Annotated in this window: 18 protein-coding genes; 9 read left to right on the forward strand and 9 right to left on the reverse strand. The window is 65.4% G+C overall.

Annotation, left to right across the window (positions count from 1 at the left end):
• Positions 1 to 38: 38 nt before the first annotated feature.
• A complete protein-coding gene (locus FJ934_RS04050) occupies positions 39 to 1,430 on the reverse strand; it encodes a sigma-54 dependent transcriptional regulator (protein WP_140607369.1) in 1,392 nt (463 codons plus the stop codon).
• A complete protein-coding gene (locus FJ934_RS04055; RefSeq protein WP_140607370.1) occupies positions 1,427 to 3,247 on the reverse strand; it encodes a sensor histidine kinase in 1,821 nt (606 codons plus the stop codon). Before FJ934_RS04055 ends, FJ934_RS04050 begins: the two co-directional genes overlap by 4 nt.
• A 309-nt stretch (positions 3,248 to 3,556) precedes the next feature.
• On the opposite strand from FJ934_RS04055, the gene FJ934_RS04060 reads away from it, so the two are divergent.
• Positions 3,557 to 4,885 carry a dicarboxylate/amino acid:cation symporter gene (locus FJ934_RS04060; protein ID WP_140607371.1) on the forward strand — a complete coding sequence of 443 codons (1,329 nt, stop codon included), beginning with the start codon at positions 3,557 to 3,559 and terminating at the stop codon, positions 4,883 to 4,885.
• A gap of 74 nt (positions 4,886 to 4,959) precedes the next feature.
• On the opposite strand, the gene FJ934_RS04065 is transcribed toward FJ934_RS04060, so the two are convergent.
• From FJ934_RS04065 to pcaD, 7 genes are all read right to left on the reverse strand, one after another.
• Positions 4,960 to 5,532, reverse strand: a complete 573-nt coding sequence (locus FJ934_RS04065) for a TOBE domain-containing protein (protein WP_140607372.1) — start codon at positions 5,530 to 5,532, stop codon at positions 4,960 to 4,962.
• A gap of 63 nt (positions 5,533 to 5,595) precedes the next feature.
• On the reverse strand, positions 5,596 to 6,768 hold the full coding sequence (pobA, locus tag FJ934_RS04070) for a 4-hydroxybenzoate 3-monooxygenase (protein ID WP_140607373.1): 1,173 nt from the start codon (positions 6,766 to 6,768) through the stop codon (positions 5,596 to 5,598).
• Positions 6,768 to 7,820 (reverse strand): 3-carboxy-cis,cis-muconate cycloisomerase, encoded by a 1,053-nt coding sequence (locus FJ934_RS04075; protein WP_140607374.1) that lies wholly within the window; start codon positions 7,818 to 7,820, stop codon positions 6,768 to 6,770. The genes pobA and FJ934_RS04075 overlap by 1 nt, the downstream gene beginning before the upstream one ends.
• 12 nt (positions 7,821 to 7,832) lie before the next feature.
• Positions 7,833 to 8,447, reverse strand: a complete 615-nt coding sequence (pcaG, locus tag FJ934_RS04080) for a protocatechuate 3,4-dioxygenase subunit alpha (RefSeq protein WP_140607375.1) — start codon at positions 8,445 to 8,447, stop codon at positions 7,833 to 7,835.
• A complete protein-coding gene (gene pcaH, locus FJ934_RS04085; RefSeq protein ID WP_140607376.1) occupies positions 8,447 to 9,199 on the reverse strand; it encodes a protocatechuate 3,4-dioxygenase subunit beta in 753 nt (250 codons plus the stop codon). Before pcaH ends, pcaG begins: the two co-directional genes overlap by 1 nt.
• Positions 9,192 to 9,596, reverse strand: coding sequence for a 4-carboxymuconolactone decarboxylase (gene pcaC, locus FJ934_RS04090; protein ID WP_140607377.1), 405 nt, complete (start codon positions 9,594 to 9,596; stop codon positions 9,192 to 9,194). Before pcaC ends, pcaH begins: the two co-directional genes overlap by 8 nt.
• Positions 9,589 to 10,401 (reverse strand): 3-oxoadipate enol-lactonase, encoded by an 813-nt coding sequence (gene pcaD / locus FJ934_RS04095; RefSeq protein ID WP_140607378.1) that lies wholly within the window; start codon positions 10,399 to 10,401, stop codon positions 9,589 to 9,591. Before pcaD ends, pcaC begins: the two co-directional genes overlap by 8 nt.
• Before the next feature lie 93 nt (positions 10,402 to 10,494).
• Between pcaD and pcaQ the strand changes: the two genes are divergently transcribed.
• The 8 genes from pcaQ to FJ934_RS04135 all read left to right on the forward strand — a co-directional run bounded on the left by pcaQ (position 10,495) and on the right by FJ934_RS04135 (position 18,597).
• On the forward strand, positions 10,495 to 11,412 hold the full coding sequence (pcaQ, locus tag FJ934_RS04100) for a pca operon transcription factor PcaQ (RefSeq protein ID WP_140607379.1): 918 nt from the start codon (positions 10,495 to 10,497) through the stop codon (positions 11,410 to 11,412).
• Between the two features lie 142 nt (positions 11,413 to 11,554).
• Positions 11,555 to 12,871, forward strand: a complete 1,317-nt coding sequence (locus tag FJ934_RS04105; protein WP_140607380.1) for an ABC transporter substrate-binding protein — start codon at positions 11,555 to 11,557, stop codon at positions 12,869 to 12,871.
• A 21-nt stretch (positions 12,872 to 12,892) separates the two neighbouring features.
• A complete protein-coding gene (locus tag FJ934_RS04110) occupies positions 12,893 to 13,636 on the forward strand; it encodes an ABC transporter ATP-binding protein (RefSeq protein ID WP_140607381.1) in 744 nt (247 codons plus the stop codon).
• On the forward strand, positions 13,633 to 14,358 hold the full coding sequence (locus FJ934_RS04115) for an ABC transporter ATP-binding protein (RefSeq protein ID WP_140607382.1): 726 nt from the start codon (positions 13,633 to 13,635) through the stop codon (positions 14,356 to 14,358). The genes FJ934_RS04110 and FJ934_RS04115 overlap by 4 nt, the downstream gene beginning before the upstream one ends.
• Positions 14,355 to 15,251 (forward strand): branched-chain amino acid ABC transporter permease, encoded by an 897-nt coding sequence (locus FJ934_RS04120; protein ID WP_140607383.1) that lies wholly within the window; start codon positions 14,355 to 14,357, stop codon positions 15,249 to 15,251. The genes FJ934_RS04115 and FJ934_RS04120 overlap by 4 nt, the downstream gene beginning before the upstream one ends.
• A complete protein-coding gene (locus tag FJ934_RS04125; RefSeq protein ID WP_140607384.1) occupies positions 15,248 to 16,321 on the forward strand; it encodes a branched-chain amino acid ABC transporter permease in 1,074 nt (357 codons plus the stop codon). The genes FJ934_RS04120 and FJ934_RS04125 overlap by 4 nt, the downstream gene beginning before the upstream one ends.
• 2 nt (positions 16,322 to 16,323) lie before the next feature.
• Positions 16,324 to 17,109, forward strand: a complete 786-nt coding sequence (locus tag FJ934_RS04130) for a coniferyl-alcohol dehydrogenase (protein ID WP_140607458.1) — start codon at positions 16,324 to 16,326, stop codon at positions 17,107 to 17,109.
• 42 nt (positions 17,110 to 17,151) lie between these two features.
• Positions 17,152 to 18,597, forward strand: coding sequence for an aldehyde dehydrogenase (locus FJ934_RS04135; protein ID WP_140607385.1), 1,446 nt, complete (start codon positions 17,152 to 17,154; stop codon positions 18,595 to 18,597).
• The last annotated feature ends 8 nt before the right edge of the window (positions 18,598 to 18,605 follow it).

Genomic DNA, 18,605 nt, shown 5'->3' on the forward strand with positions numbered 1-18,605 from the left:
AATGAAGCGTTACGAAGCGCAATGCCCTCGCGCAATATCTATATCCGCTCTCGGACAGATTGAGCGTCCGGATCACCGCCATTGCGAAAATCGGCAGCGGCGATGCCGTAGCGTTTGAGCTTGTCGTAGAACGTCTTGCGCGGCACGCCGAGGGCGTCGATGGCGCCGCGCACGTCACCGCCATGGTCGCGCAAAGCATCGCGGATGAGCTGTGCCTCGTATTGCCCGACCCGTTCGGGCAAGGCCGCCGAGGATTCCGGCAACCGCGCGGGCGCTGCCCTTGCCTCGTCGTCAGGTCCGAGGCCAAGCGCGACACGGTCGGCGAAATGCGCGAGCTCCCGCACATTGCCCGGCCAGTCATGCGACTGGAGATGATCGCTTACCGCCGCGTTCATCGCTGCGACCGGGCGGCCGAAGCGTTCCGCCGCCTTGCCGAGGAAATGCCCGAACAGCATCGGTATGTCGCCGCGCCGCTCGCGCAGTGGCGGGATGCGCAGCGTCACCACGTTGAGGCGGAAATAAAGATCCTCGCGGAAATCGCCACGTTGGTCGGGCCGGCCGAGATCGACCTTGGTCGCCGCGACGACCCTGAGATCGAGGCGCCGGGTCTCGTTCGAACCGAGTGGGGTGAGGCTGCGTGTCTCCAGCACCCGCAGCAGCTTGACCTGCAGGGCCGGCGGCATGGATTCGATTTCGTCGAGGAACAGCGTGCCGCCGCTGGAGTGCTCGACGCGGCCGATCCGCCGCCGCTGCGCGCCGGTGAACGCGCCGGCTTCATGGCCGAACAACTCGCTTTCGATGACGGTCTCCGGCAGGGCCCCGCAATTCAGCGCCACGAAGGGCTTCGCGCGCCGCCGGCCCCATCTGTGCAGGAGGTCCGCCACCACCTCCTTGCCGGTTCCGGTCTCCCCTTCCACCAGCACGTCGACATCCATGTCGGCGATCTGGCGCAATGTCTCGCGAAGGCGCCGGATGGCGGGCGCTTCGCCGATCAGCGGCAGGCCGTCGGCGGCGAGCACCGCGGCCTCGCGCAGCCGCCGGTTCTCCATCACCAGCCGCCGCTTCTCGCTCGCCCGTCTCAGCGCTTCGACGAGGCGGTCACCGGCATAGGGCTTTGGAATAAAATCGTAGACGCCATCCTTGAGTGCGGCCACCGCAAGATCGACATCGCCATGTCCGGTGACCAGGATCACGGGTATGTCAGGGTCTATCGCCTTGATGCGGTCGAACAGCTGCAACCCGTTCATGCCGGGCATGCGGATGTCGCTGACGACCACACCGTCGAAATCCCTGTCGACGACACCGAGTGCCGCCTCGGCGGCATCAAGAGCGACCACCGTGAAGCCGGCAAGTTCGAGCAATTGCGTGGTGGCGTGCAGCAGGTCGGCATCGTCTTCGACGAGCGCCACAAGCCCTGATCCCTCGGTCATTCAATCCGCCTCAAATCGACGGTGAAGGACGCGCCCGCCGCGCTGCCGGGGTCGAGCCGCAGCGTGCCGCCCAGTTCCTGGGCGATCTCCTGCGAGATCACCAGTCCGAGGCCAAGCCCCTTCTCCTTGGTGGTCTGGAAGGGCATGAACAGATTGGCGGCCGCTTCCGGCCCGAGACCTGGACCGTTGTCGCGCACCGAGATCAGAATCCTGTCGTCCTGCTCGGCGAGCTCGATCTCGATGCGGGGGTCGGGTTGGTTCTTCATCGCGTCCAGTGCGTTCTGCAGCAGGTTGACCAGGATCTGCTCCAGCCGGATGCGGCTCGCCATCACCATCGGCGACGCGTTGCCACGCGGCTTGACGATGGTGACACCGGAATCGCGGATGCGGCCGGACAGCAGCGACAGTGCCCCGTCGATCGCTTCGCGCACCGGCAGCGGCGAGGCAGCGGTGCCCGGCCGGCGGGCAAAAGTGCGCAAGGTGCCGGTGATCGCGCCGATGCGCTCGGTCATCGAGACGATCGACGTCAGATTGGCACTCGCCGGTTCGCTCTTCCCGCTGTCGAGGAACCGGCCGGCATTCTCGGCATAGGTGCGGATCGCGGCGAGCGGCTGGTTGATCTCATGCGCCACGCCGGCCGCGATCTGACCGAGAATCGAAAGCCGGTTGGCCTGGGCGAGATCGTCACGCAGCCGGCGCACCTTGGCTTCGGCGCTCTCACGCTCGGCGATTTCGCCGGCAAGGGCGGTGTTGGAGCGCGTCAGCTCGGCCGTTCGCGTGGAGACCCGGCTTTCCAGCTCGGCGTTCATCCGCGCCAGCGCTTCCTGCCGCAACCGGCGTGTGCGTCGGCGGCGGGTGAGCACGTAGGCAAGCAAGCCGGTCAGCAGCAGCCCCAGCAATGTCGTCAGGCGCGCCGTGTTGGCGGCGGCCGAGAGCGCGGCGTCGGCCGGCGTCAGCAGCCAGAGACGCCAGCCAGGGACCGCACCGGCCAAACCCTGCACCACCTCGACGAACTGACGCGGCTTGCCGGGGCTGTCGATCGTCGCCAGGCCGTCACCGGTGCCGCGCCGTATCGGCAGCGGGTCGAAGGCCGCATCGGCCAGTTGCAGCTGCTCGTGGGCGGCGGCGGCGTCTTCGGCGGACAGCGGCGCCAGTGCATGAAACCGCCATTCGGGCTGGCTGGTGGCCAGCACGACGCCACGTTCGTCGGTGACGAAAACCAGGAACCCACTGGAGCGCCAATTGGCCTCCACGCCGTCGAGTTCAACCTTCAGCACCGCGACGCCCAGCGGCTTGCCGCCATCATCGACGCGGCTGGCAAGGTAGAGCCCGGGCCGGCCGCTGATCGTGCCGAGGCCGTACTGGCTGGCAGCCCCCTTCGCCATCGCCTCCTGGAAATAATGCCGAAAATTGTAGTCGATACCGACGAAGCTCGTCGGCTCGCCGGCATTGCTGGCGGCAATCGCGATGCCCGCCGTATCGATGACGTAGATAGCGGACGCCGAGGCATCGCCGGCAATGGCTTTCAGCTTTTCGTTGAGAGCGGTCTCTGCCGTCTTTCCGGCCCGGCGCAAGGCGTCGCGCACCGCGTCGTCGCGCGCCAGCACGAGCGGCACCAGACGCTGCTTTTCGATCTCGCCGGTCAGGGTGCCCGCCGCCAGCGGCAGGGCGGCGAGCGCGCCGTCCCGCAGATCGCCGGCCGCCTGGCCGGCGGCGATGCGTCCGGCAATGGCGATCGCGCCGGCAAGGATCGCGAGGGCGATGACGGCGGCAAGCCAGCGGCCATCGCGCAGCCGCGCCACCGCGTCGCGCAGCACTTCGCGACCGGCAAGGCCTGGATAGCCACTATTGGTGTCTGCTGGCGGCGTCTGCCTGCTCCTTTCCTCACGGCCCTGTCCGCACTCTAATGCGAAATTCCGCCCAGGCAAACGATCCCTGTGCGGAAATCCGCACACGTACCAGCCGAAGGACGCTGAACAACGCCCGGAATCCCGGGATTCCGGTCTTTCCCCGATCTGGCACGCCGCTTGCAAAAGTCCTGGCTAGCGGCGGGCGACCGGAACGCCGCGATGGGAGAAGTCACGCAGGGCGGTGCATTTGCCGTCCATCCGGCCAGGGAGAGTTCGATGCACATCGCAGACCAATCGGCCGCGCCTGCCGCGCAGCGCAAGCCCCTCTATGCCCAACTCTACGTGCAGGTGCTGGTGGCGATCACCGTCGGCATCCTGCTCGGCCACTACTATCCGTCGATCGGCGAGAGCATGAAGCCGCTCGGCGACGCCTTCATCAAGCTGGTCAAGATGATCATCGCCCCGGTCATCTTCCTGACGGTTGCGACCGGCATCGCCGGCATGAGCGACCTGCAGAAGGTCGGCCGCGTCGCCGGCAAGGCGATGCTCTACTTCCTCACCTTCTCGACACTGGCGCTGATCATCGGCCTTGTCGTGGCCAATGTCGTGCAGCCGGGCGCCGGCTTCAACATCGACCCGGCGACGCTCGACGCCTCCACCGTCAACACCTACGCCGCCAAGGCGCATGACCAGTCGGTCACCGGCTTCCTGATGAACATCATTCCCGGCACGATCGTCGGCGCCTTCGCGGATGGCGATATCCTGCAGGTGCTGTTCTTCTCGGTGCTGTTCGGCATTGCGCTGGCGCTGGTCGGCGACAGGGGCGCGCCGGTGCTCAATTTCCTGCAGGCGCTGATGGCGCCGATGTTCAAGCTGGTCAGCGTGCTGATGAAGGCCGCCCCCATCGGGGCTTTCGGCGCCATGGCCTTCACCATCGGCAAATACGGCATCGGCTCGGTCATCAATCTCGCCATGCTGGTCGGCACCTTCTACGCGACGTCATTCCTTTTCGTGTTCGTCGTGCTGGGCGCGGTCTGCCGCTATAACGGCTTCTCCATCCTGTCGCTCATCCGCTACATCAAGGAAGAGCTGCTGCTGGTGCTGGGCACGTCCTCGTCGGAAGCAGCCCTCCCCTCGCTGATGGAGAAGATGGAAAAGGCCGGCGCCAAGCGCTCGGTGGTTGGGCTGGTCATCCCGACCGGCTATTCCTTCAACCTCGACGGCACCAACATCTACATGACGCTGGCGGCGCTGTTCATCGCGCAGGCAACGAACATCCACCTGTCCTTCGGCGACCAGATCCTGCTGCTTCTGGTGGCGATGCTGTCCTCGAAGGGCGCCGCCGGCATCACCGGGGCCGGCTTCATTACCCTTGCCGCGACGCTTTCTGTCGTGCCCTCGGTGCCCGTCGCCGGCATGGCGCTGATCCTCGGCGTCGACCGTTTCATGTCGGAGTGCCGGGCGCTGACCAACTTCGTCGGCAACGCCGTCGCCACGCTGGTCGTGGCGCGCTGGGAAGGCGAGCTCGATCAGGCGAAGCTCGCGAGGGCATTGGCCGGAACAGCCGACGACAGTCTGCCGGCTGATATCGTTCCCGCCGAGTGACCGGCGCGACCGTTTAGCAATGCAAATGGCCGAGGCATTTGCTGCTCCGGCCATTTTTCGATGCGCTGACGATGTCAGGCGGCGCAGGTTTTGCCGAGCGGCGCCAGCGCCTTGCCATCGGCGGCGAAGAGATGGCAGTGGGCCGGATCGACCTGCATGGCGATGGGGCTGTGAAGCGGGGTGGTGTCGGTGCCTTCGGTCTGCACGACAAGCCTTGCCTTCTCGCCAATGTCGGCGTGCAGGATGGTCAGGCCGCCAAGCCGTTCGGCCAGCACGGCCTCACCCTTGAACTGGCCGGCATCGGCGGTGCGGATATGTTCGGGCCGGATGCCAAGCAGCAGCTCGGCGTTCGCGGCATTCGTTCCTGCCTTGACCGGCACGACCAGACTAGAGCCGCCCGGCAGGGCAACGGCAACGCCCTCTCCACCGCCCGAGAGAACCCGCACAGGCAGCATTTTCATCTTCGGCGAGCCGATGAAGCCGGCGACGAAGACATTGGCGGGGCGGTTGTGCTGGCGCATCTGAGAACGTCGAGCGCAACCTGCTCGGACGGTGGCAATCGGAACCGCCTGGAACGTCGGCAGGTGCTTCTTCTGCGCTTCCAGCATGCGCTCGCGACAGGGGCTATAGATGACGTGCAACGTCATGCGGGATCATGCGACGCGAATACCGGCGGTTCGATGCCGCCCGGCATCAAGGGCGAGCCGCCCTCAATATGGAAGGCCGACATAGTTCTCGGCGAGCGCGGTCGATGCCGCGCGCGAATGCACGAGATAGTCGAGTTCCGCCTCCTGGATGCGCTGGCCGAATTCGCCGGTGTCTGGAAAGCGGTGCAGCATGGTCGTCATCCACCAGGAAAAGCGCACCGCTTTCCAGACCCGCGCCAGTGCCTTGCCGGAATACGCGTCGAGACCTGTTTGAGATTTGGCCTCATAGAACTCCCGAAACCCGTTGAAGAGATAGCGCACATCGCTGGCGGCGAGGTTGAGGCCCTTGGCGCCGGTCGGTGGCACGATATGGGCGGCGTCGCCGACCAGGAAAAGCCGGCCAAAGCGCATTGGCTCGGCAACGAAGGAGCGCAGCGGCGCGATCGACTTCTCGAAGGATGGCCCTGTCGTGACGCCCGCCGCCGTCTGCTCCGGCAAGCGGCGGCGCAACTCGTCCCAGAAGCGATCATCGGACCAGTCCTCGACGCGATCGTCCTGCGGGCACTGTACATAGTAGCGGCTGCGGTGTGTCGAGCGCATCGAGCACAGCGCAAAACCCCGCTCGTGATTGGCATAGATCAGTTCATGATCGGCCGGCGGCACTTCGGCCAGCACGCCGAGCCAGCCAAACGGATACTGCCGCTCGAAGGTTTTCAGCGCGCGCTCCGGCACCGATTTGCGGCTGACACCGTGATAGCCGTCGCAGCCGGCGACGAAATCGCAGTCCACGCGATGAGTGATGCCGTCCTTCTCGTAGGTGACGAAAGGCGCGTCACCGTCAAAGTCATGCAGTGCGACATTCAAGGCTTCATAGACGGTGACGAGCCCTGCCTCTTCGCGCTTGTCCATCAGATCGTGCGTCACCTCGGTCTGGCCGTAGACGGTGACATGCTGGCCGCCGGTGAGCGCCGCGAGATCGATGCGGTGCAGACGCCCGTCGAACGCCAGCGAGATGCCGGAATGCGGTAGGCCTTCGGCATGCAGCCGCGCCGCCGCTCTGGCCTCTCCGAGCAGTTCGACGGTACCCTGTTCGAGCACCCCTGCTCGCACACGGCCAAGCACATGCGCCCGGCTCGAGCGTTCCAGAATGACTGTCTCGACGCCGATGCCGGCCAGAAGCTGCCCAAGCAGCAGACCGGAGGGTCCCGAGCCGACGATGACGACCTGGGTGCGCATCAGTGGCCGAGACTTTCGATCTGCCGGGCCAGCTCGGCCGCCAGGCGCAGCGATGCGGCGGTTGCGACCACCATCTGCGGCAGCAGCAGCCATTCCAGCGTCCAGGCCGCGCCCGAACGCTCCTGCTCGTGCACCAGCGCCTGATGCATGCCGGAAAGCTGCGTTGCGTTGAAACGGGCGAGCGCCACCAGCGCCTCGGCCTTAACCGGATTCTGCTTGTGCGGCATGGCCGACGAGCCGCCACCACCCGACAGCGCGATGTCGGTGCCACCCTGCGCCATCAGCGCGATGTCCTGGCCGAACTTGCCGAGGCTGCCGGTCAGCAGCGACAGCCAGCCGGCAAAATCGGCGAGCGCGTCGCGCTGGCTGTGCCATTGCGGCGCATCGGCAAGGCCAAGTTTTTCGGCAAGCGCCGCGCGCACCGCGGGCCCCTTGCCACCCAACTTTTCCAGCGTGCCGGCGGCACCGCCGAACTGCACCACCAGCAGGCGCCTGGACTGTTCCGACAGTCTTTCCTGATGCCGTTGCAGCGGCGTCCGCCACGCCGCGATACGGTCGGCCACGGTGATCGGGATCGCCTTCTGCATGCGCGTCATGCCCGCCAGCGCCCTGCCCCCGAAGCGCTCCTCGAGCGAGACGAGGCGCAAAACAGTCTCGGTCAGGAGCAGGCCGAGATGCTCGACCACGGACTTCAGCCGAAGTACAAGACCGGTATCGACGACATCCTGGCTTGTGGCCCCGAAATGCACTTTGTCGCCATGCGGTTCGCTAACCGCCAGCCTGAGCTGGCGCACCAGTTCCGGCACAATGACGCCATCCTTGGCGGCGGCGGACCGCAGCAAGGCCGTGTCCGGCCGGAACGAGGCCAGCACCGCCGTAATCGCCGACGCAGCGTCCTGGGTGATGACCCCGCTTTCGGCCTCGGCTTGCGCCAGCGCGCGCTCGAAGGCCAACATCGCCTCGATTTCCGCCTCGACGGAAAAATGCCTGGCCGCCCCCACGTCGCCCAGAAGCGCGGAGAGCAGCGGATGGTCGAAGGGCGAGACAGTCATGTCAGGGGTCGCCTAGCTGTCGAAGAAGACCGTTTCCTTCTCCCCCTGGAGATGGACGTCGAAGACATAGGTATCGCCTTGGCGCGCGGCGATCAGGGTGGGCACGCGAACGCGGTGCTCGATGCGCGCCAGGATCGGATCCCCGGCATTGGCTTCTTCCTCGTCGGAGAAATAAAGCCGCGTATGCAGGCCGATATTGATGCCGCGCGCGACGATCCACAACGTGATGTGCGGCGCCATCAGGCGGCCATCTGGGAAAGGCACCCGGCCCGGCTTGACCGTCTCGAAGGCGCAGAGCCCGGTTTCCATGTCGGTCGGGCAACGGCCCCAGCCAAAAAAGTTCGGATCGGCGGCACCGCGCAATTCGGCCGGCGAATTGTAAAACCCATCCGCGTCCGCCTGCCAGATCTCGATCAGCGCATCCTTGAGCGGCGTGCCGGTGCCGTCGAGAACCCGGATGTGAAGTTTGATGCGCTCGCCTTTGGTCTTGTCGTTGACCATGGCTGCACCGAGGTCGCTGGGGTAGACAGCGCCGATGCCGCAGAAATTGGGCGTCAGCCCGATATGGACGTAGGGTCCCGCGGTCTGCGAGGGGCTTTCCCTGAGCCGGTCGAGCGACTGGGCCATCAATTGCCCTCCATCCGGTTTTCGAACAGCGAGGAGCGGCGCCCGCGCAGCACGATGTCGAACTTGTAGGCGAGCGCATCCATCGGAATTGTCGCCTGCGTGTCGAGAACAGCCGTCAGCGCCTCTATGGCCGCCTTATCGGCGATGCCGCGCACGATCGGGCATTTCCAGATCAGCGGGTCGCCCTCGAAATACATCTGCGTGATCAGCCGCTGTGCAAAGCCATGGCCGAAAACCGAGAAATGGACATGCGCCGGACGCCAGTCATTGGGACCGTTCGGCCAGGGATACGGTCCGGGCTTGACGGTGCGAAAGGCGTAGCCGCCATCCTCACCCGATAAGGTGCGGCCACAACCGCCGAAATTCGGGTCGAGCGGCGTCAGGTAACCATCCTTCTTGTGGCGGTAACGGCCGCCGGCATTAGCCTGCCAGAACTCCAGCAGCACGCCGGGAACGCCAACGCCGCGTTCGTCGATCACCCGGCCATGGACGATGATGCGCTCGCCGATGGCGCTCTCGCCCGGCCTTGCGAAATTGTGGATCAGGTCGTTGTCCAGTTCACCGAGCATGGCATGACCGAAGACCGGGCCCGATATCTCCGACAGCGTGTTGTCGAAGGACAGCAGCGCCTTCTGCGGCGAGCGCAATACCGAGCTCTTGTAGCCCGGCGTCAGCGCCAGCGGGTGCCACGTCCGGTCGCGCTGAAAGAAAGCGCCGGTCTCGGGCACCCGGTTCGAGCCGGACTCAGGCATTCTTGGCTCCATCCATTTCCGAAAACACATCCTTGGCAATTCTGAAGGCCCGGTTGGCAGCCGGCACGCCGGCATAGATGGCGACATGCAGGAACGCTTCGCAGATATCGTCGCGTGTGGCGCCGGTGTTGGCGGTTGCGCGCAGATGCAAGGCGACCTCTTCATCATGGCCAAGCGCCGCCAGCAGCGCCAGGGTGACGATCGAGCGCTCGCGTTTGCTGAAGCCCGGTCGCGACCACACCGTTCCCCAGGCGGCCTCGGTGATCAGTTCCTGAAACGGTTGATCGAAATCGGTGGCGCCGACCTCGGCGCGGTCGACATGGCGGTCGCCGAGCACCGATCGTCGGACGGCGAGACCCTTCCGATATCTGGCTGTGTTGCCGGGGACTTCATCCATGGGTTTCTGCTCCAGGGGCAAGCGATGCGATAAAACCGCGGATCAGCGCGACCAGCGCCTCCGGCTGTTCGATGCAGGGAATATGTCCGGCATTGCGGATGATCTCGAAACGCGCGCCCGGGATCAGATCGGCCAGAGAGCGGACAAGATCGGGAGGCGTCGAACCGTCCTGATCGCCGGCGATGCAGAGCGTCGGCACGGCAATGCGGCGCGCGCTCTCGGTGAAATCGGCGTCGCGGACAGCCTTGCATGTCCCGATATAGCCGGGCAGCGCCTGCCTGGTCAGCATGTTGCGGCAACCGGCAAGGTCGGCGGCGCGGGCGGCATGGAAATGCGGCGTGAACCACACTTTCATCACACCGTCGGCGATCGCGTCGATGCCGAAGCGCTCCACGGCCGCAATACGGCTGTTCCAGCTTTCGATGGTGCCGATCTTGTGAGCGGTGTCGCTGAGGATCAGGCCCTCGACACGTTCCGGACGGCGGGCATGGAAGCCCTGCGCAATCATGCCGCCGACCGACAGACCGAACAGCACGACCTTGTCGAAACCGAAATGATCGACAAGGGCGCAGAGATCGTCGACATGGTCGTCAATCGAACGGACGCCGTTGCCATTGTCGGAAAGGCCGTGACCGCGCTTGTCGTAGACGAGCAGAGGCATCTCACCGGCCAGAAGCGTAACGACTTCATCCCATATCCGCAGATCGGTGCCGAGCGAATTGATGAACACGACCGGGGGCGTTTTGCCTTTCGCCTCGACATATCGGTGGTGCAGCGTGATGCCGCCAATGGTGACGAATGGCACGGGTTCGATCCTCCATCTCCACATTGCACGCCGCGTTTGGTTCGGTAAAATGATATTTTGCGCCATTTCATTAACTCAAGGGTTATCAAATTCATGCCCGACAGCCGCATCCGGTTCCGTCATCTGCAAGCATTCCTGGAAGTCGCACGGCAGGGCAGCGTGGCCCGTGCCGCGGACTTCCTGCATGTCAGCGCGCCGGCGGTGACCAAGACCCTGCGCGAACTGGAGGAGGCGCTGGGCGTGGCCGTCGTCGAGCGTGACGGGCGCGGCATTCGCGTCACAAGGCTTGGCGAAATCTTCCTGGACCATGCCGGCTCGGCGATAACGGCGTTGAAGCGCGGCGTCGATTCCGTTCGCCAGGACGGCGCCGTCAACCGCCATCCGATCCGCATCGGCGCCCTGCCGACAGTGTCGGCGAAGGTCATGCCGCAAGCCATGAGCCTGTTTCTCAGGGAAAACACCGGGGCGGCGATCAAGATCGTCACCGGCGAGAACGCCGTGCTGCTTGAGCAATTGCGCATCGGCGCGCTCGATCTCGTTGTCGGACGGCTCGCGGCGCCCGAAAACATGACCGGGTTCTTCTTCGAGCACCTCTACTCCGAGCAGGTGCTGTTCGTGGTGCGGGCCGGGCATCCGTTGCTGGAACCGGGAGCCGACATCTTCGCGAGGCTCGACGAATTCCCGGTGCTGATGCCAACTCGGGAATCCGTCATCCGCCCCTTTGTCGATCGCCTGTTCATCACCAATGGCATGACTGCGCCGGCGACGGAAATCGAGACGGTTTCGGACTCCTTCGGCCGCTCCTTCATGCGGCAGAGCAACGCGGTGTGGATCATCTCGGCCGGCGTGGTCGCCAACGAGCTCGCAAGCCGCGCCTTCGTCGCCCTGCCGGTCGACACGGACGAAACCAAAGGACCGGTCGGCCTGACGATGCGCACCGACACCGCCCCCTCGCCCGCCTTCATGATCCTGCTGCAAACCATTCGCGAGGCGGCACGGCCTGGCGCATGAGCCCCAGGACGGTTCGAACCGAGCTCGGCTGCGGCGCGGAGTCTCCTAACCCAGGAGTTAATAAAACACCGCAAAATATCATTTTACTGAACCAAACCGCAGGTGCACTGTACCGACCGAGGAGCACAGAGGGAGGAAACGCATGACCCATTCCATCGGCAGCAGGCCCATCATTCGTGGCGTGTCGCGACGCCAGTTCATCGCCACCTCGATCGCCGGTGGCGCGGCACTCGCGCTTGGCGGCAAGAGAGCCTTCGCCCAGACAGGCGACACGCTCAAGGTCGGCTTCGTCAGCCCGCGCACCGGGCCGCTGGCAGGCTTTGGCCAGACCGACGGTTACGTGCTCGACCTTGCCCGCAAGGCACTGGCCGGCGGCCTCGAGATCGGCGGCAAGAAATACAGCATCGAGATCCTCGACCAGGACACGCAGTCGGATCCGTCACGAGCCGGCCAACTCGCCAAGGACCTGATCAACAACCAGGCCATCGACCTCATGCTGGCGGTATCGACGCCCGAGGTGATCAATCCAGTGGCCGACGCCTGCGAAGCCGCCGGCGTGCCGTGTCTATCGACAGTCATGCCGTGGGAAGCCTGGTATTTCGGCCGTGGCGCGAAGCCCGGCGCGCCCTCGCCGTTCAAATGGACCTATCATTTCGGCTTCGGCGTCGGCGAGTTCTTCAAGACCTACATTTCGCAATGGAACCTGATCGAGACCAACAAGAAGGTTGGCGTCATGTATCCCAACGACGCCGACGGCAACGCCATCCGCGCCAATCTCGCGCCGCTGCTGGCCAAGCAGGGTTTCACCATCGTCGATCCCGGCGCCTACGAAACCGGCACCACCGACTATTCCTCGCAGATCGCGCTGTTCAAGCAAGAAGGCGTCGAGATCTTCAACTCCTTCCCGATCCCGCCGGATTTCGCCGCCTTCTGGCGCCAGGCGGCGCAGCAGGGCCTGATCAGGCAGATCAAGATCGCCCAGGTCGCAAAGACCGGCCTGTTCCCATCGGATATCGAGGCGCTCGGCGACCTCGGCATGAAGATTTCGAGCGCCGCCTACTGGCACAAGGCCTTCCCCTACAGATCGCCGCTGACGGGCGTTTCGGGGATCGAACTGGCCGACGGCTATGAGGCGGCGAGCGGCAAGCAGTGGACACAACAACTCGGCGCCTCGATGTCGCTGCTCGATGCCGGCTTCGAGGCCTTGAAGGCGAGCACCGACGCCAAGGACAAGGCGGCGGTGGCGAAGGCGCTGAGCACGCTCAAGACCGAAACCATGATTGGCAAGGTCGACTTCACCAGCGGGCCCGTGGCCAATGTCTCGCCTGGTCCCATCATCGGAACGCAATGGGTCGCCGCCAAGGAAGGATCGAAGTTCCCGCTCGATTATGTGGTGACCGAGAACGCCACCGATCCGAAGGTTCCGGTCGGGGCCAAGCTTCTTCCTTACAACGGCTGATGGACCGCTGACGAGGATCGCGTGGTGACCCATCCGCAACAACAGGCGATCCTCGCTGCCACAGCTATCCACAAGCGCTTCGGCGCGCTCGTGGTGCTGGATGCCGTCGATTTCGCCATGGCAGCCGACGAAGCCGTCGGCATTGTCGGCCCGAACGGCGCCGGCAAGACCACGCTGCTCAGCGTGCTTGCCGGCGCCTTCCCGCCCAGTTCGGGCACGGTCAGCTTCAAGGGCGGTGATGTGACGGCGCTGCCGGCGACAGGGCGTTGCCGGCTCGGCCTTGTGCGCACGCACCAGGTGCCGAAACCGTTCAGCGGCATGACCACTTTCGAAAATGTCTTCGTCGCCGCGTCGCATGGCGCCGGGCTCGGCCGCGACGAAGCCTATGAGGAGGCGCTCGGCTCGCTGAGACTTTGCGGCATGCTGGGCGTTGCCAACCGGCGAGCCGAGACGCTTGGCCTGCTCGACCGCAAGCGACTGGAACTGGCACGGGCGCTGGCGGCCAGGCCGATGCTGCTGCTTCTGGACGAGATCGGCGGCGGCCTGACCGATGCAGAAGCGGGCGAGCTCGTCGACACGATCAAGGAGTTGCGCCGGCGCAAGATCGGCATCGTCTGGATCGAGCACATCGTGCACATCCTGCTGCAGGTGGCCGAGCGGCTGATCTGCATGGACGCGGGAAAGATCATCGCCGACGGCGATCCGCAAACGGTCATGGCCGATCCGCGGGTGGTCCACGCCTATCTCGGCGGAGGCCCGAAATGAGCCTGCTGTCGGTCGAGAACCTGGTTGTCCGGCACGGCCTGCTGCAGGCGGTGCGCGGCGTCAGCTTCAACGTCGAACGCGGCGAGACGCTGGCGCTGGTCGGCGCCAATGGCGCCGGCAAGACGACGCTGCTGCGGGCGATTGCCGGCGCGCACCAGCCCGCCGCCGGGCGGGTGCTGCTGGACGGCGCCGATCTTACCAGCGTGCCGTCGCACAGGCGCGTCGGCATGGGCATCGCACTGGTACCGGAGGGGCGAAAACTGTTCGTGCAGATGACGGTTGAAGAAAACCTGCTGCTCGGCAGGACCGCTCGCCGGCCGGGCGACTGGAGTGTCGACAGGGTGCTGGAGATGTTCCCAAACCTGAAGCCGCGCAGGCATGCCCAGACAGGCCATCTCTCGGGCGGCGAACAGCAGGCGACGGCGATCGGCCGGGCGCTGATGAGCAATCCGGACGTGCTGCTGCTCGACGAGGTTTCGCTCGGCCTGTCGCCGGCAATCGTCGACCGCGTCTACGCGGCGCTCCAGGGGCTGATCGCTTCCGGCACGACGATCATCCTGGTCGAGCAGGATCTCAACCGCGCGCTCGCGGTCTCCGACAGGGTCATCTGCATGCTCGAAGGGCGTGTCGCGCTCGAAGGGCCAAGCAAGGAGGTTTCGCGCGACGAGGTGACAAAAGCCTATTTCGGTCTGCATCGGAAAAGCGGGAACGTTCCGGCATGAGCAACCAGATCATCCAGGGCATTCTGCTCGGCGGCTATTACGCGCTGATCGCCTGCGGTCTGTCCTTCATGTTCTCAGTGATGCGCATCATCAACCTCGCCCATGGCAGCCTCGCCGTGTTCGCCGCCTTTGCGCTGTGGCTGCTCGCCTCGCGATTCTATGTCTCGCCATTTCTGGGCCTGCTCATCGTGCTGCCATTGATGGCGGCAATCGGCTGGGCGCTGCAGCGCTTCCTGCTCGAGCGCAGCGCGCGCGGCGGCGCGCTGCTGCCGATCCTGACCACGTTCGGCCTCGCCATCGTCGTCGACAACATGCTGTTCGAGCAGTTCGGCGCCGACACGCGTTCGCTGGCGCCCTATATCGGCAGCCTCTCCTACGATTCATGGGAATGGCCGGGCGGCATCTATGTCGGCAAGCTCGCCGTGATCATGTTCGCCACCGCGGTGATCCTGCTTGGCGGGTTGCAGCTGTTCCTGACCCGCACAAGGCTTGGCCGTTCGATCCGCGCCACATCGGAAGACCCCGACACCGCCGGGCTGGTCGGCGTCGATGCGCGCCGCGCCAATGCCATTGCAGCGGCCATCGCCATGGTCACGGTCGGCCTTGCCGGCGCCTTCCTCGGCATGCGCGCCACTTTCGATCCCTATGCCGGCGCACCGCAATTGCTGTTTGCTTTCGAAGCCGCGGTGATCGGCGGCGCCGGTTCGCTATGGGGAACGCTGATCGGCGGCATCGTGCTGGCGCTTGCCCAGACACTCGGCGCGCAGGTGCATCCGCAAGGCTTCCTCATCGGTGGTCACGCCGTCTTCCTCGTCGTGCTGTTCGTGCGGCTGTCCGCCTCGGGCCAGGGCCTGCGCGGCCTGTTGCGCTTGCCTTCCCGGAGAGCGCCATGAGCGCCTCCGCCCCCATGCCAGTCATCGAGCGCGGCACGACGACGTCGCGGATCGCCGCGATCGCGGCCACACTCGTCATCGCACTGCTCGCGGTCGCGCCACAATTCCTGTCGGCCGGCGCGGTCGACCGCATGACGGCGCTGTTCATCTATGTGATCCTGGCGGCGATGTGGAACGCGCTGGCCGGCTTCGGCGGGCTGGTCTCGGTCGGGCAGCAGGTGTTCTTCGGGCTCGGCGCCTATTTCGCCATCCGGCTGGCCGATGCCGGGCTCAACCCTTTCGCCGCGCTTTTCGTTTCCGCAATCGTTGTCGGCGCGGTTTCCTGGCCGCTGTCGCTGTTCATGCTGCGGCTCAAGAACGGCGAGTTCGCCATCGGCATGTGGGTGATCGCGGCCCTGACGCATCTCCTGGTCAATCTCGACCGGCTGGTGCAGGGCGAAACCGGCACCTCGCTGATCTCGCTCAATGTCTACGACGCCGGCACCAGGCGGGTGACGATCTACTGGCTGGCGCTGGCATCGATGACCGCCCTGCTCGCCGTCCTTTTCGGCTTGCTGCGCGGCAGCACGGGGGCCGCGATCCGCGCCATCCGCGACAATGAGGATGCCGCCGCTTCGGTCGGCGTGCGCGTCACCGGCACCAAGCGGCTGCTGTTTGTGCTCGCCGCCTTCGGGATCGGCATTGCCGGTGCCTTGTGGCTGGCGACCTCCATCACCTTCCAGCCGAAGACCTACTTCAACGTCCAGTGGACCGCCTACATGATCTTCATGGTGCTGGTCGGCGGCATCGGCACCTTCGAGGGCGCCATTTTGGGCGCGCTGGTGTTCTTCCTCATCGAGACATGGTTCGGCGGCACCGGCGTCTGGTATCTCGTCGGCCTCGGCGCCACGGCGGTGCTGTTCTCGCTGTTCCTGCCGCGCGGCCTGTGGGGAACGATCGAGGAGCGCTTTGGCCTGCGCCTGCTGCCGGTCGGCTACCGCGTCAGGCTTCCCGAGAACCCGGCAGCGCCGGCCGACGATGGCATTGCATCTTCGACGCGGCAAACCACACAGCATCAGGAGAAGGCATGACCATGCTTTTCGGCAAGACGATCCTCATCACCGGCGTCGCCTCCGGCATCGGCGCACGCACGGCGGAACTCGCCGGCCAGTTCGGCGCGGATGTGATCGGCGTCGATGTGCGCGAGCCGGCTGCATCGGTCGGCAGTTTCGTCAAGGCCGACATCTCGTCGAAGGCGGGCGTCGACGATCTCATCGCGCGCCTGCCGCGGCGGCTCGATGCGCTTTGCAACGTGGCCGGCCTCTCCGGCAATACCGGCGCGGTGTCGACGCTGGCCGTCAACTTCTTCGGGCTGCGTGCACTTTCCGAAGGCCTCGCGCCCAGGCTTCGCGAAGGTGGCGCGATCGTCAATGTCGCCTCGATCGCCGGCTATGGCTGGCGCACCAATCTCAACCGCGCCGCTTCGATGGTCGGCATCGAAGGCTTTCCCGACGTCGCCAAGGTGGTAGCCGATCACGCGGTCAGAAACGAGGAAGCCTATCCCGTTTCAAAGGAATTGCTGCTCTTGTGGACCTTTCGCGCGGCGCATCAGGATCTATTCAAACGCCGTGGCATCCGCGTCAATGCTGTGAGCCCAGGGCCGGTCGAGACGCCGATCCTGAAACAGTTCCGCACCGTGCTTGGCGATGCCCGCGTCGACAGCGACATTGCCAGGGTCGGTCGCGCCGGAACATCGGGCGATATCGCGCCCGTCGTGCTGTTCCTGTGCTCGGATGGCGCGCGCTGGATCAATGGCGCCAACGTGCCCGTTGATGGCGGGCTCGAAGCATCGATCAATGCCGAAGCGCTCGGCTTCTAACACGCTACTTGTAAGGCTCCATCGAGAGCGAGGGAGAGAACAATGGATATCGGACTTCTGATCGACGGCGATGAAAGGGCGGCAACAGGCTCGGCTTCCTACGAACGCCTGGACCCTTTCACCGGCAGGCTGGCGACACGCGCCGCCGCTGCCAGTGTGGCCGATGCCAACGCAGCCGTCGAAGCCGCTGCCGCCGCTTTTCCGGCATGGTCGAAAACCGGCCCCGGCGAACGCCGCGCCTTGCTGTCAAAGGCTGCCGATGTGATGGCCTCCAAGGTCGATGAATTCACCAGGCTGATGATGGAAGAGACTGGCGCCACTGGCCCTTGGGCCGGCTTCAATGTCATGCTGGCAGCCAACATGCTGCGCGAGGCAGCCGCCATGACGACGCAGATTTCGGGCGAGATCATCCCCTCCGACAAGCCGGGGACGCTCGCCATGGCAATCCGCCAACCCGCGGGTGTATGCCTCGGAATCGCGCCATGGAACGCGCCGGTCATCCTCGGCACACGCGCCGTGGCGATGCCGATCGCCTGCGGCAATACGGTGGTGCTGAAGGCCTCCGAACTATGCCCCGGCACGCACCGGCTGATCGGCCAGGTGCTGGTCGAGGCCGGGCTGCCGAAGGGCGTCATCAATGTCGTCACCAACGATCCGAAGGACGCCGCCGCCATCGTCGAGACACTGGTCGCGCACCCGGCCGTCAGGCGCGTGAACTTCACCGGCTCGACCAAGGTCGGCCGCATCATCGCGGAGCTCGCCGGACGGCATCTCAAGCCGGTGCTGCTCGAGCTTGGCGGCAAGGCGCCGCTGATCGTGCTCGACGATGCCGACATCGACGCCGCGGTTAATGCCGCGGCGTTCGGCGCCTTCATGCACCAGGGCCAGATCTGCATGTCGACCGAACGGCTGATCGTCGATGAAAAGATCGCCGACGAGTTCGTGGCCAAGCTTGCCGCCCGTGCTTCGAAACTGCCGGCCGGCGATCCGCGCGGCCATGTCGTCCTGGGCTCCCTGATCAGCAGCCAGGCGGCCGACAAGATGGAGGAACTGGTCGCCGACGCGCTCGGCCAGGATGCCTCCCTGGCGGCGGGCGGCAAGCGCAGCGGAACTGTCGTGGAAGCGACGGTGCTTGATCATGTCACTCCGTCGATGCGCGTCTACGCGGAAGAATCCTTTGGGCCGGTCAAGCCGGTCATCCGCGTCAAAGGCGAGGACGAGGCGGTGCGCGTTGCCAACGATACGGAATACGGCCTGTCGTCTGCGGTCTTCAGCCGCGACATAAGGCGCGCCATGGCGGTCGCCGCCCGCATCCAGGCCGGCATCTGCCACATCAATGGTCCAACCGTTGGCGACGAGGCGCAGATGCCGTTCGGCGGCGTGAAGGGCTCCGGCTATGGCCGTTTCGGCGGCAAGGCCTCGATCGCCGAATTTACCGACCTGCGTTGGGTTACGATCGAGGATCCGGGCCAGCATTATCCGTTCTGACCCGCCCC

The organism is Mesorhizobium sp. B2-4-12 (assembly GCF_006441575.1).
Taxonomy (GTDB): Bacteria; Pseudomonadota; Alphaproteobacteria; order Rhizobiales; family Rhizobiaceae; genus Mesorhizobium.